This window comes from Cyclonatronum proteinivorum, from assembly GCF_003353065.1.
GTDB classification, from domain to species: Bacteria; Bacteroidota; Rhodothermia; order Balneolales; family Cyclonatronaceae; genus Cyclonatronum; species Cyclonatronum proteinivorum.
Genome location: NZ_CP027806.1, coordinates 3,796,285 through 3,810,403 on the forward strand (window position 1 = coordinate 3,796,285; position 14,119 = coordinate 3,810,403).

Below are 14,119 nucleotides of genomic sequence, written 5' to 3' on the forward strand. Positions count from 1 at the left end.
AGTGAAAAGCTACGGTTACTCAAATTTAGGTGCGATAAAAAGCTGCGGTCAGCGGTCGCTGCTCTGTCGCCTGTAGCCCCTTACTATTCCGTCACAAAAACGCCGCTCACCCCGGCCGGAATCACCGTCCGCACAGGCGCGGAAAGCCGGATATCCCTGCTGCTGTGATTCACAGCGAAAAGATAGCCGGCTCCGCGGTAGCGGTAGAGAATCCACTCGAGATCCTCGCTCACAAAATTAGTGACGGGCCGCCCCTGTTCCAGCACCGGCTTCCAGCGCTGCAGTTCTTCCGCGAACCCCAGCACAAGGTGCCAGAGCCGCTCATCGTAGCTGCCTGAACGGCCATCAACCCGCACATCAGGATAAAACAGCACCCCGCTCGCCTCATTGGCGATGGCTGAAAACACCTGCTGCCGGATGTTCGGCATTTCCCGCTCCGGATTTCCCGAATGACGAAAATGCTCGGCAGAAAACCAGATCCAGACCGGCTTCTGCCGGTTGATGGTCGGGTGCTCCAGCATGGCCCGGGTCACCGCACCTGCCCGGCGCGGGTCGGCAATCTGAAACGCGTAGCTGTTCAAAAACAGCACATCGTAAGCCCCCTGATATTCATCCATCATCACGTTGAGCGTCTCTTTCCAGCTTTCGCCGGTAAGCCCGCGCAGCGGCTCATTGCTGGTAATGCCCGCAGCGGCCTCCGGAGATCCTTCCGTGCGGTGCCACATCAGCGCGTTGCTTGTACCCTGCCCGTGGCCGTTCCCAACCGGCCCCAGTCCCAGGCTGACCAGCGCATGCGGGGAAGCCAGCTCATACATCAGCCGGGCCGTATCGCCGGTAAAATGCCACAGGTTGGAAGCCGTTCCGCGCTCGGGCTCATCAAACAGATTCACAATAACATTGCGCCTGCCCCCGAAGCGGATCACATCCAGAATCCGCTCTTCCAGCCGGTCTCTGTCGATTCGGTTGTGCAGGTTGAGCTGCTCTTCATAGCTGAGCGGCTCGTTTTCCGCAGCATAGCGGGTACGCAGCCACCAGGGCAGGTGACTCGCACCCATAATCATGGCCTGATAACCGCGCAGGCTGTCGTAATGCGCCGGGCGAATGACATCATCCCGCTCATAGGTAAAGGTTGCGTAAATCTGATCAAAACGGGGACGGAGCGTGTCAAACAGGGCTTCGTCGAAAATGCGGCGGTGCCGCTGATCGTAGGTCTTAAAATACCGCGGGTGCAGCAAGGGCACATTAACTCCAATCCCAAATACCCGCTGCGGCTGCCCTGCGGAATTGGTGCGCCATACGAAGTGCGGCTGCAGGCTTTCGGGTCGCAGAAAAAAAGCCGGGCGCTGCACCGCTTCTTCATCCGTCAGTTCCTGCGCAGCTACTATGCCCTCATGTCCCGATTCCGGCGACAGCTGTGCGAAGCTTTCTTCCCAAATTCCAACAATAAACAGCGCTGTCATTGCGGTAGTGACCAAAAGGTTTTTAAACAAAAGGGGGAGGTGGATAAAGGTCATAAGAAGAAGTTGTTAGGTTAGGGAGATTGAGCACCGGCATTTACTCACAACGCCATTCGAAGTCGCGCATCATGCCCGACTGAGGGTCGATCAGGCGGAGTATGTTATGGTGGTCACCATAGGTGATTTCGAAATCGGTATCCTCCCAGCTGCTCCCGGCTGCCGCAAGCGCAGCGGACTCGCTCCTGATATCAACCGGAGCCTCAAGGTCGCGCTGCCGGTGTGCGATAAGGTTATTGGCTGATCCGTAGCCGGCAAACCCCTGCCCTATGGCGCCGTTCGCCAGCATGATGATACCATAGCCCTGCCCGCCAAACGCATTGGGATTCTCGTCATACGTATAGAGGTTCATCCACACCTGAGGTCCGCGGCCGCCGGTATCCATCACCGTTTGCGACCGTACCACGTTGGCGCCCTCCCAAACATAGGTTTCGCTGGCTATGGTAACCCATCCGCCATCCTCATACTCCATCTCCCGCACCTCGGTGAGGCGACCCTGCGCATCGAGCGACATTTCCATGCGCAGCATTTCAATACCTTCCTCCTGAACTTCTGCAACAAGCACGGATCCTTCCCGCTGGAAATTGACGCGCATGATCTCCTCCCCTTCAAATTCCAGTACTTTTGCGGCAGGCAACTCCCCTTCCCAGCTGATGCGCGCAAAACTGCCGTCCTCACCACTCATCTGCACAAGCCTGCCCTGTGCATCAAATTCTGTAACAAGCCGCTGCATAGAACCTGAAGAAACATCCCCATCGGTATAGGCTGTCAGTACGCAGCTGTTTTGAACTAAAGTCCCCTGAGTGGGATGGGCATCTGTTTCATAAATCAAGTCCGAATCATGAGCAGGTATAAGGAGTAACATTGCCGACAAAAAATAAGCGAGTAACATCATAAATCAGGATAAGGATAAAGTTAGTAGCACAACCGGAAATCAATTAAAGGCATTGGGTCTTAGGAATCAAACCTAAGAAATGTTTCGGGCAGCTATTTCGGCTTTGTATTTTACTCAATAAACTGAGTAATTTATCTCAAAGTATTGAGTAATTTGTATCAGCTAAAGTAAGTACTTGATTTTATTTTCTGAATAGCCTGAAATAATAGTGCTTTAAATCAGCTTCATAAACCAATAATTTTCTTGCTGGAAAATAAAGGAGTAAACTTAACGGAAGAGCATCCAAGTAATTTGAGCATGCGTTTTCATCTTCAGCTTGGTCAGCGCACGAAATTTCACAGCCATTCTATCATCCCCAAATTCAGGCTGCCCTATTTTTTTTCAAGCATAATATAAACTATTGTTTAAGCAATCATTTCCGTATCAACTTGAGTAATATAGGTTAAGAGGCAAAGCCAGCTATAGCCACAAATGCAGTCTTTGCCTGATCAGAGCCGACGTACTTGAATTTAGTCTTCTTCAATTGTTTTAATAAAGCTGTGTAATTTATCACGTAGAATTGAGTAAATTATCTCATATCATTGAGTAATTTGTAGCTATCTGTTGAGTAATTTGTTTATGAGCTTTCAACGTGTTGCAATACATGAACTTAGGAAAAGAGTATTAACAGAAAGAAGGCGGTTTATACAGGTCGTTTATGGCCCGAGACAGGTAGGTAAGACCACCTTAGTAGTACAATTACAGAAGGATATCGGCATTCCGGTATGGTACTGCACTGCTGATGCCGTACCGGTTGCAGATTTTGGCTGGATTCGTCAGCAATGGGAAACAGCAAGAATGCGGACAGGGGAAGGGAGAGGACTCCTCATCATCGATGAAATTCAAAAGGTTACCAACTGGAGCGAGCAGGTAAAGAAAGAATGGGAATCGGACACCTTTTCGGAGACAAATCTGCACGTCATTTTACTTGGCTCTTCTAGGCTGCTCCTGCAGCAGGGACTCACCGAATCTTTAACAGGACGCTTTGAAGTCCACTACTGCGGGCACTGGAGCTATGCTGAAATGAAAACTGCATTTGATTTTACCCCTGAGCAGTATGTGCTGTTTGGTGGATATCCCGGAGCCGCAGAGCTGATCCACGACGAGACCCGCTGGGAAAACTATCTTCGAAATTCACTGATCGAGACCAGCATATCTAAAGATGTGCTTATGCTTGCCAACATCAACAAGCCCGCTTTGCTTAGGCAGCTTTTTGAACTCGGTACTATTTATTCCGGACAGATTCTGTCTTACAACAAAATGATCGGGCAACTCCAGGAGGCCGGAAATACTACAACACTGGCCCATTATCTCTATCTGCTAAGCAGCGCCGGACTTCTGAGCGGTATTTCCAAGTACTATCCCGAAAAAGTGCGGCAGCGCGCATCCAGTCCGAAATTTCAGGTGCAGAATACCGGTCTGATGACCGCCATTTCAGGAGAACGCATCACATCAATCCGCGAAAACCCCAAACTGTTTGGCCGCTGGGTTGAATCCGCGATTGGAGCCCACCTGCTTGACCAGTCTATTCAGCACCATTTCAAATTGTGGTATTGGCGGGACCGTAACGACGAGGTTGATTTCGTACTCCAAAAAGGAGCCAAAATTATCGGGATTGAAGTGAAAAGCGGTTATGCGAGGCCAACAGCTGGCATGTCGGCTTTTCAGCAAAGATACGACCCGTTCAAAATTCTTTTGGTTGGTGACGGTGGTTTACCCTGGCAGGAATTTCTTGAAGTAGATATCAGCGAGCTGTTCTAACCGCTGCTTTGAACATCCCCCCAACTTTCCATTCGGAAATCATTTAGGAAACCCTCATTTTTATGCCTTATTTCCGAACTGCTATGTGAAATCCAACAAAACCAATAAAGTATGAGTGCACCACAATCAATCATGAACCGGTACAGTCGCCGGCTCACGCAGGACCGCTCGCAGGCCGGTTCGCAGGCTATGCTGCATGCAACAGGCCTTAGCCGGACTGATTTCGACAAAGCGCAAGTAGGCATCGCCAGCATGGGCTGGGAAGGCAACCCCTGCAATATGCACCTGAACGAGCTGGCCAAAACGGTAAAACAGGGCGTAACCAATGCCGGACTCATCGGCTACATTTTCCACACCATCGGCGTGAGTGACGGTATTTCGATGGGTACCGAAGGCATGAAATACTCCCTGCAATCAAGGGAAGTCATCGCTGACTCCATCGAGACCGTGATGGGCGCGCAATGGTACGACGGTCTGGTGGCACTGCCCGGCTGCGACAAAAACATGCCCGGCAGTGTAATGGCCATGCTCCGGCGGAACCATCCGCCCCGGAAAACTTGGCGCGCAAAAGCTCGACATTGTATCTGCCTTCGAAGCCTACGGCGAGCATCTTCAGGAAAAGCTCGATGCCGGTCAGTACGCCGAAGTGCTGATGCATGCCTGTCTCGGTCCCGGTGCCTGCGGCGGGATGTATACCGCCAACACCATGTCCTCTGCTATTGAAACGCTGGGACTCAGCCTGCCTTACAGCTCCTGCACCCCGGCAACGAGCGACGAAAAGACCGATGAATGCCTGCGCATAGGTGCCGTTATGGAACAGCTGTTACGGCTTGACCTCAAGCCGCTCGATATCGTCACCCGTGCTGCGCTCGAAAATGCGATAGCTGTCGTGATCGCCCTTGGCGGCTCGACCAACGCGGTCTTGCATCTGCTCGCCATTGCGCAAACGGCGGGTATCGCGTTCACGATTGACGATTTCCAGGTCGTTTCCGACCGCACCCCTTACCTTGCCGACCTCAAGCCCAGCGGGCGCTTCGTGATGGAGGACCTGCACGAGGCAGGCGGCGTACCTGCCGTACAAAAGCTACTGCTGCAGCACGACCTCATTGACTGAAGCTGTCTCACGGTAACCGGTAGAACCCTCGAAGAAAACCTCAGCGAGCTGCCCGGCCTTGCGGATGGACAGCAGGTTGTGGTGCCGGTTGACAAGCCGCTTAAAGCGACCGGTCACCTCACCGTCCTTTACGGCAATCTTGCAGAGGAAGGCAGTGTGGCCAAAATCACCGGCAAAGAAGGCACCCGTTTTGAAGGCCGCGCCGTTGTGTACAATTCGGAGGAAGCCTGTATTGCCGGTATCGAGGCCGGTGAGGTCTCGGCCGGCAGCGTCGTTGTCATCCGCTATGAAGGACCCCGTGGCGGCCCGGGCATGCGCGAAATGCTGAAGGTCACCGCAGCCATCATGGGCGCGGGTTTGGGCAAGGAAGTCGCGCTGATTACCGACGGCCGCTTCTCGGGCGGCACGCACGGCTTCGTGGTCGGACATGTCTGCCCCGAAGCCTGGGACGGCGGCGCCATAGCCCTGATCGAAAACGGCGACCGCATCATCATCGATGCGGATGCCAAAATGATGCATCTGGACCTCCCGGATGCACTCTTGGAAACCCGCCGCAAAGCCTGGCGGCAACCCGGGAGCGGCATCACGTCCGGAGCGTTGCACAAATACCGCAAGCTTGTAGGCCCCGCCTCCAAAGGCTGCCTCACAGACCGCTAACCCAAGCTGATTGATTGCACGGGTTTTGTATAGCGTTTATTGTAAAAAGTCGGGCATTCTACGAAGATTTCCCACCCGGGACAGGTCTTTGGGATAAGTTCTGGATGATTTTGACATTCCAAAATCATCCTGTAATCATAAAAATCCTGTTCAAAAAAGGGGCGGACGTGATTTGGGATTTGGTAATGGAAAATTGGGGTCGTGTCCCGACATGGTAGAGAAGCAATGCATTGCGTCTCTACGCCGCGGCTGTTGCGGGTTTGTTTCGGGCTGTACGCCCGGCCCCGCGTGCGCGCCTTCAGCGCTCGCGGGGGGAATGGTGGGGCGTGATGCGGTTTCTATAAACATGCAACCCCTTCAGGGTTGATCCTGAGTCAGGCCGGGTTAGAATTTCGGCACATTTTCTTTAGATGGACGAGATTTGTGCGCATTTTTTCATTCCAGATTCGGTCATTTCACGGTTCACGAAGCAAAATGGATATAATCGGAGAACCATAAAAGGTCATGCCCGCATGAAGGGATGGAGCCCCTTTACAATCGCACTATCATCCTGTCTATCCTGTAAATCATAAAAATCCTGTTCAAAAACAGACGGACGTGATTTGGGATTTGGTAATGGAAAATTGGGGTCGTGTCCCGACATGGTAGAGAAGCAATGCATTGCGTCTCTACGCCGCGGCTGTGGTAGGCTTGACGGACGCGTGCGGAATCTGGTATTGCGTTTCGTCTTATTAAATCAGATCATGCGTCCCATTCATGGTTTCCGGAATACATCAAGCATATTTTTTATGCAGCCTTTTATTTTCAGCCACACGGTAAGAACATTCGAAACGGACGCGCGCGGCCTGATGACGGTTTCATCTCTGCTCAACATCCTTCAGTACGGCGCCGGTAAACATGCCGGGGAGCTCGGCTGGTCGGTGCGGGCGTTGCATAACAGCGGTAAAACATGGGTGCTTCAGCGTTTTACGGTTGAAATGAATGAGCTGCCAGCGGATGGCGACACGATCACCCTTACAACGTATCCCAGTGGTTCGGATAAGCTGCTGGCGTACCGTGATTATAAGGTGGAGGACGCTTCAGGCAAGGTGCTGGTTTTGGCTACTTCGGCCTGGGTTATTCTGGATTTGCGGGCACGGCGCGTTACGCCTATCCCTGATACCGTTAGTGCCATAAGCACGCGTTTTGGTCCTAAGCTGAAAGCAAAGCCCGGCACCCGGCTTACTGACTGGCAGCCGGAAGCGGATGAGAAGGCCCCCGTTTTTCGGGTCCGACGGCATGATATGGATTTGAACGGACATCTCACCAACGTGACCTATGCCGAGTGGGGCCTGGAAGCTGTGCCTGAAGAAATTTTCAGCAAGGGTCAGCTGAAGGAAATCGATATCGTGTTTAAGGCGGAATCTTTTTTTAACGACCGTATCAGCTCGCACCTGAGAACATCCGCTGTTGAGGGATCCGCTGACATTCGCTTTCAGCACATGCTGCGCCGGGAATCGGATCAGAAAGTTACGGCACTGATGGAAACGAGCTGGCAGAAACCCTGACGGTTTTCTTCTCCTGCTTTCGGTTTCGTTCATTTACGACCTGCCAAGGCTGAGGGATGGCAGGCGGCGGTGCGCGCAAAATAGCGAGCGCTTTGGCTAAAACTTTGGTAGTCAACGGTAAATCATATTTAGGGCTAAAATCAGATATCGAAATAAAAAATCTGAATTTAGATTTTATATAACCTAAAGTTACCCTATATTCTAATATCAATATCCGATATAGAATATTACCATTATGCAATTTCTCTCCTTAGGCACCCAATACACGCTTACCGCCCTGATCTTCCTGAGTCGTCAGGAGCAAGGTACTGCGGTTTCAGCGTCCAAGCTGGCTGAGCCCTTAAACAGCCCCAGCACTTATCTGAGCCAAATGCTCACCCGCCTTATAGAGCCGGGTATCATCGGCACACGGCGGGGAATCCATGGAGGGGTGTATCTGGCTAAAGAAGCCGCTGAAATTTCGATATATGATATTGTTACGGCGGTTGAAGGCGACGATTTCTTTAAAACCTGCTTTCTCGGTATAAGCGGCTGCGGCGATGTTGAGCCCTGCCCTTTCCATGAGGAGTGGGGGAAGAAAAGAGGGGATATCGAGGAGTGGCTGCGCGCGACTTCGCTTGATGACCTTGCCAATGACCTGTCAAATCATCTTAGTAATGGCCTGTTTCAGTTTGAGCGCAAAGCCCAAGTCTGATTTATCTGAGTAACACCTGTTATGTCAACTGAACTGTTAGAGAAAACCCAGTGTACCCATTGCGGCGAACCCTGTGACGAAGAAATAATCTCGACTGAAGAGGCGCATTTCTGCTGTCATGGCTGCCAAACGGTTTATGAACTGCTTAATGAAAGCGGGCTGGGATCCTTCTATAAAATAGATCAGGAAAATCCCGGCATTTCCATGCGGAAGGTGAAACAGGCGTCGCAGTTCTCCCATCTCGATGATCCGCAGGTGATGCAGCCGCTGCTGGATTTCAACGACGGTAAGACGGCGCGGGTAACCCTGCGTCTGCCGCAAATCCACTGCAGCTCCTGTATTTATCTGCTCGAGAATCTGCACAAGCTGGATTCGGGGGTTAAAAGTGCCGAAGTCTTTTTCGACCGCCGCGAAGCCGCCATCACTTTCAATATAGAGGCGCTCCCGCTTTCGGGGCTTGCCGCGCTGCTCAGCCGTATCGGCTATGAGCCGGATCTGAGCCTGGATCATCTCAGCAAAAAGAAACAGCGCGCCACCAACCGCCCGCAGCTGCTTAAAATCGGTATTGCGGGTTTTGCATTTGGCAACATCATGCTGTTCAGCCTGCCGGAGTACCTTGCGGGTCCCGGCGGTATTGATGCGCAGTTTCTGAAGCTTTTCGGCGGACTCAACATCATTCTGGCTCTGCCGGTATTTTTGTACAGCGCTTTGGATTTCTACAAGCCCGCCCTGGCAAGTATTCGTCAGCGGCAGTGGAGCATGGATATTGCCATTTCGCTGGGTATCATGGCGATGTTCTTCCGCAGTCTGTATGAGATTCTATCCGGCATGGGTGTCGGCTATATGGATTCGTTTGCGATGTTGGTGTTCTTCCTGCTTGTCGGGCGGCTGTTTCAGCAAAAAACCTACGAGAGCCTGTCCTTCGACCGTGATTTTAAGTCTTACTTTCCGCTTTCCGTTATCCGCATAACGGAAAAGGGGGATGAAGAAAGCGTTGCTGCAACCCGCATAGAAGCCGACGACAAAATTCTGATCCGTAACGGTGAGCTGGTTCCGGCTGATGCCATCCTGCTCGATGAAGACGCCTGGCTCGATTACAGCTTCGTGACCGGGGAATCCGAGCCCGTGCACATGCAGAAAGGCGCCCTTGTGTACGCCGGCGGGCGCAATGTAAAAACTGCTGCCCGCTTCAAAACGGTGAAAGCGGTTTCGAGTAGCTACCTTACCCGCCTTTGGAACAGCGAGACTTTCCGGAAGCCCAAGCCGAAAGGCCTGCACTCGACTTCCGGCCGCTTCAGCCGCTATTTTTCTCCCGCCATTCTGGGCGTAGCAAGCCTTGCTGCCGCGTACTGGCTGTTCTTCGGGGAAGTCGGTCTGGCCCTAAATGCTTTCACCGCGGTGCTCATCATCGCCTGCCCCTGCGCCATTGCGCTATCTGCCCCATTCACTCTGGGCTGGGCGACCAAGATTTTGGGCAAGAACAAAATTTATCTCAAGAACTCCGAAGTAACGGAACAGTTTGCGGCGGTTACGAGCGTCGTTTTCGATAAAACGGGTACGCTCACGCACCGCGATCAGGCGCACGTCCGCTTTGCAGGACGCAACCTGGACCCTGATGAAAACCGGCTGCTCCTTTCTGCCCTGCACGAAAATACCCATCCGCTCGGTCGCGCGGTTTATCAGCACCTTCAGTCTGAAATCAGAGAGCCCATGCGCGAGCTGCTTCTTAAGCCCGATCACTACCGCGAAGAAAGCGGCAAGGGTGTAGAAGTCGTTTTTGGGGATAAGACCATCCGAATCGGTTCCGCTGTATGGGTGGGCGTCCCTAAGGATACGGAAGCCGATGCCCTGGCTTCGCGGGTGTATATCAGTTTTGACGGCATTGTGCCCGGCTACTTTGAGCTGCAGAATCAGTACCGCAGCGGCATGAACGAGCTGATCGGGAACCTGCGCAGCCGTCTGAGCGACAGCGTGTTTCTGCTCTCCGGCGACAATGATCAGGAGAAGCGCAACCTGCTTCCGGTATTCGGCAGCGAAGACCGGCTGCGATTCCGTCAAAGCCCGCACGACAAGCTTGCATTTGTGGACGGTCTCAAAGCGGGTCAACAGGAAGTACTCATGATCGGCGACGGACTCAACGATGCCGGTGCATTGCGCTCAAGCACCGTGGGCATTTCGCTGGCAGAAGACACAAGTAGCTTCACCCCCGCGAGTGATGTCATCATGGAAGCGGGCTCCCTAAGCCTGCTCGACCGCGTGCTTGCCTTCTCCCGCAGCGCCATCACCATCATTTACATCAGCTTCGGTATTTCCATCCTGTACAACATCATCGGACTGAGCTACGCCGTAACCGGCACCCTCTCCCCGCTGATTTGTGCCATCATTATGCCGATCAGCTCCATTTCTGTCATCCTTTTCACTACCCTGGCCACCCACTGGGTCGCCCGGAAAAACCAGCTTAAAACGACATGAGTGTAATGTACATGCTGATCGCTTTCAGCCTTATTCTCGCAGCAATGTTTTTACTGGCCTTCATTTGGGCCATGCGCGACGGGCAGTACGAAGACAAATACACGCCCAGTGTACGCATCCTTTTTGATGATGCGCCCATAGAACAAGATGAAGATTCCAAAGAACATCCTTCAATACAGCAACAGCAACAGCAACAACGAAACGAAACAAAAAAGCACTAAAAGCTTCCCAATAAAGACGAGATATACCATCACACCAATAAACAATTGTAAATATGGCAACTGAAACCTTCTATTACGACAACAAGATTGTCCGCAATTTTGCGATTGCGACGGCAATTTGGGGTGTAATCGGGATGCTGGTCGGCATAATCATTGCGATTAAGCTGTTTGCGCCGAACTTCCTGGGCTTCATACCGGAGCTCTCGTACGGCCGCCTGCGTCCGCTGCACACCAATGCCGTTGTTTTTGCCTTTGCGGGTAACGCCATTTTCCTGGGGGTCTATTACTCATTACAGCGCCTTTGTAAGAGCCGTATGTGGAGCGATACCCTGAGTAAACTCAACTTCTGGGGCTGGCAGGCCATTATCGTATCGGCCGTGTTCACCCTTCCCTTTGGCTTTACCCAAAGCAAAGAATATGCTGAACTTGAGTGGCCCATCGCCATCGCCATCGCCGTAGTCTGGGTGATTTTTGGCGTCAATATGATGATGACCATCTATAAGCGCCGGGTTAAACACATGTATGTGGCGATCTGGTTCTATATCGCGACCTTCATTACCGTAGCCGTGCTGCACATCGTGAACAACCTGGTACTACCGGTTGATGCGCTCAAGAGCTACTCCATGTTTGCAGGCGTGCAGGATGCGCTGGTGCAGTGGTGGTACGGTCACAACGCGGTTGCGTTCTTCCTTACGACCCCGTTTTTGGGCTTCATGTACTACTTCATCCCGAAAGCGGCGAACCGTCCGATTTTCTCTTACCGTCTTTCTATTGTCCACTTTTGGGCACTGATCTTCATTTACATCTGGGCAGGACCTCATCACTTGCTGTACACCGCCCTTCCGGGCTGGGCACAGTCGCTGGGCGTGGTGTTCTCGGTTATGCTTATTGCGCCTTCCTGGGGTGGTATGATCAACGGTCTGTTTACCCTGCGGGGTGCCTGGGACCGCGTGCGTCAGGATCCGGTACTTAAATTCCTGGTCGTTGGTGTAACGGCTTATGGTATGGCAACCTTTGAAGGGCCGATGATGTCCTTCAAGAGTGTGAACGCCATCACGCACTATACCGACTACGTAATCAGCCACGTGCACACCGCAGCCCTTGCCTGGAACGGTGGTCTGACCTTCGCGATGCTGTATTTCATTGTTCCGCGTATTTTCGGGACCAAGCTGCACAGTATCAAGCTGGCCAACTTCCACTTCTGGGCCGCTACGATGGGTATGGTGATTTACGTGATCCCGATTTACTGGGGCGGAATCACACAGTCGCTGATGTGGAAAGAATTCACCGCTGAAGGTACCCTGATGTACCCCAACTTTATGGAGACGGTAACCCACCTGATCCCGATGTACATTGCCCGTACGCTGGGCGGTACCCTGTATCTCACTGGTGTACTTGTGGGAACGTACAACCTGTTCAAGACCATGAAACAGGGCTCGCTGATTGCTGATGAGAAGGCTGAAGCGCAGGTTGCTGTAGCTGAATCTGCGGCGCGCAAAGAAAGCACCTTCCACCGCTGGCTGGAGTCCAAGCCAACGCTGTTCACCGTGCTTACAACCGTTGCCATCCTGATTGGGGGTATTGTTGAATACGTACCTACCGCGCTAATCAGCTCGAATGTACCGACTATTGCCAGCGTGCAGCCTTACACCCCGCTTGAGCTGGAAGGCCGCGATATTTACATCGCAGAAGGTTGTTTGGGATGTCACTCTCAGATGATTCGTCCGTTCCGTTCTGAAACCGAGCGCTATGGCGAATATTCCAAAGCCGGTGAGTTTGTGTACGACCGACCCTTCCTTTGGGGCTCGAAACGTACCGGACCAGACCTGCACCGTGTAGGCGGCAAGTATCCTGATTCCTGGCACTATATGCACTTCATGGATCCGTACTCCACTTCGCCGGGCTCGATTATGCCGGCCTATTCGTGGTTTGTTGAGCGCGAAGTAAACGTAGACCGGATTCCGGCTAAGATCAGAACCCTGCAGCGCCTCGGCGTGCCTTACGCAGAAGGCTTTGATCAGCAAGCCATCGATCATTACCGGCGTCAGGCTGAAGAAATCGCCAATGGTCTTAATGCCAGCGGTTTCGAAGCTGCCTGGAACAGTCATATGGTGGCTATGATCGCCTATATGCAGCGTCTGGGTACTGATATTAGTGCACAGCCGGGCGAACGCGCGCATGCTATTCCGCTCCGGGATGATACGCCCGAAGCTGCTACCACAGCGAGTCAGGACTAACCGAAACCAAAACTGAGATTACCCTATGAGACGCGACGTTTTGGAAACCATTCAGGGGATCGAAATTTTTCCCCTGATTTCCCTGGTCATTTTTGTCGGATTCTTCATCCTTATGCTCACCTATGTATTCAGTATGAGCAAAAACAAAGTTGAAGAACTCGAGAACATGCCCCTTAGACCCGACTCTGACGAAGACGATATTTTCACCGCCGATTCCAAGGAAAAAAGGAACTGACAATGGCTGAACAATCCAAAAAACCAAAAAACGATCCCGATAAGAACCTGATCCTCGACGATGAACGGGATCTGCTGATGGATCATGAGTATGATGGCATTCAGGAGCTGGATAACAACATGCCGCCATGGTGGCTGTACGGCTTCTATGTGACCATCATTTTCGCGGTGGGCTACCTGCTGTACTATGATGTACTTGGATGGGGGCCTTCCCAGGAAGAAGAGTATGAAATCGAGATGGCTATGGCCGCCGAGCGCTATGGCATTCAGGAAACAGAAGCCCGCGATTTTTCGCAGGCTGTGCTGCTCACCGATGCCGCAAGCCTGGAACGGGGCCGCGAAGTATTCAACGCTTCCACCAACCTGTGTACAACCTGCCACGGGCAGAACGCACAGGGTCTGGTAGGGCCTGACCTCACCAATGAGTACTGGAAATACGGCTGCGATATGGAGTCGCTGATGGTAAGCATTAGTGAAGGCTTCCCCACCCGCGGTATGCCGGCCTATGGCAGCACTGTTCGCATTGGCGATGACGATCTGGCGAAGCTTGCCAGCTATATCATCTCACTGCGCGGCACCAACCCTGCCGGCGCAAAAGCACCGGACATGAGCCGTTCTGAGCGCTGCGAAGACCCGACTGCTGCCGGTGAAGATGTACCCGCAGCTGATGAGTAACAGCACGCTGCGCTGAAAATAATGGGGCGTCAGCTGATTCATTCTAACGAATCGGTCTG

The 14,119-nt window shown here is 52.5% G+C and carries 10 protein-coding genes and 1 pseudogene; 9 read left to right on the forward strand and 2 right to left on the reverse strand.

Features of this window, described 5'->3' with window-relative positions:
• Positions 1 to 83: 83 nt before the first annotated feature.
• Together CYPRO_RS14455 and CYPRO_RS14460 are read right to left on the reverse strand one after the other, a co-directional pair.
• On the reverse strand, positions 84 to 1,514 hold the full coding sequence (locus CYPRO_RS14455) for a hypothetical protein (RefSeq protein ID WP_124245634.1): 1,431 nt from the start codon (positions 1,512 to 1,514) through the stop codon (positions 84 to 86).
• Positions 1,515 to 1,554: 40 nt separating this feature from the next.
• The gene (locus CYPRO_RS14460; RefSeq protein ID WP_124245635.1) at positions 1,555 to 2,409 is read right to left on the reverse strand and encodes a hypothetical protein; all 855 of its coding nucleotides are present in this window, start codon (positions 2,407 to 2,409) and stop codon (positions 1,555 to 1,557) included.
• 618 nt (positions 2,410 to 3,027) lie between these two features.
• Here CYPRO_RS14460 and CYPRO_RS14465 point away from each other — a divergent pair.
• The 9 genes and pseudogenes from CYPRO_RS14465 to CYPRO_RS14510 all read left to right on the forward strand — a co-directional run bounded on the left by CYPRO_RS14465 (position 3,028) and on the right by CYPRO_RS14510 (position 14,060).
• Entirely contained in the window at positions 3,028 to 4,209 is a 1,182-nt protein-coding gene (locus CYPRO_RS14465) for an ATP-binding protein (RefSeq protein WP_114985821.1), read from the forward strand.
• Positions 4,210 to 4,320: 111 nt separating this feature from the next.
• A pseudogene (gene ilvD / locus CYPRO_RS14470) lies at positions 4,321 to 5,980 on the forward strand (dihydroxy-acid dehydratase).
• A 788-nt stretch (positions 5,981 to 6,768) separates the two neighbouring features.
• Positions 6,769 to 7,527 carry an acyl-[acyl-carrier-protein] thioesterase gene (locus CYPRO_RS14480; RefSeq protein WP_164682834.1) on the forward strand — a complete coding sequence of 253 codons (759 nt, stop codon included), beginning with the start codon at positions 6,769 to 6,771 and terminating at the stop codon, positions 7,525 to 7,527.
• Between the two features lie 235 nt (positions 7,528 to 7,762).
• Positions 7,763 to 8,221 carry an RrF2 family transcriptional regulator gene (locus tag CYPRO_RS14485; protein ID WP_114985297.1) on the forward strand — a complete coding sequence of 153 codons (459 nt, stop codon included), beginning with the start codon at positions 7,763 to 7,765 and terminating at the stop codon, positions 8,219 to 8,221.
• Positions 8,222 to 8,242: 21 nt separating this feature from the next.
• A complete protein-coding gene (locus CYPRO_RS14490) occupies positions 8,243 to 10,693 on the forward strand; it encodes a heavy metal translocating P-type ATPase (RefSeq protein ID WP_114985298.1) in 2,451 nt (816 codons plus the stop codon).
• A complete protein-coding gene (gene ccoS / locus CYPRO_RS14495; RefSeq protein ID WP_114985299.1) occupies positions 10,690 to 10,914 on the forward strand; it encodes a cbb3-type cytochrome oxidase assembly protein CcoS in 225 nt (74 codons plus the stop codon). The genes CYPRO_RS14490 and ccoS overlap by 4 nt, the downstream gene beginning before the upstream one ends.
• A gap of 53 nt (positions 10,915 to 10,967) precedes the next feature.
• Positions 10,968 to 13,151 (forward strand): cytochrome-c oxidase, cbb3-type subunit I, encoded by a 2,184-nt coding sequence (ccoN, locus tag CYPRO_RS14500; protein ID WP_114985300.1) that lies wholly within the window; start codon positions 10,968 to 10,970, stop codon positions 13,149 to 13,151.
• Positions 13,152 to 13,176: 25 nt separating this feature from the next.
• On the forward strand, positions 13,177 to 13,386 hold the full coding sequence (locus CYPRO_RS14505) for a cbb3-type cytochrome c oxidase subunit 3 (RefSeq protein ID WP_114985301.1): 210 nt from the start codon (positions 13,177 to 13,179) through the stop codon (positions 13,384 to 13,386).
• 2 nt (positions 13,387 to 13,388) lie between these two features.
• A complete protein-coding gene (locus CYPRO_RS14510; protein WP_114985302.1) occupies positions 13,389 to 14,060 on the forward strand; it encodes a cbb3-type cytochrome c oxidase N-terminal domain-containing protein in 672 nt (223 codons plus the stop codon).
• The last annotated feature ends 59 nt before the right edge of the window (positions 14,061 to 14,119 follow it).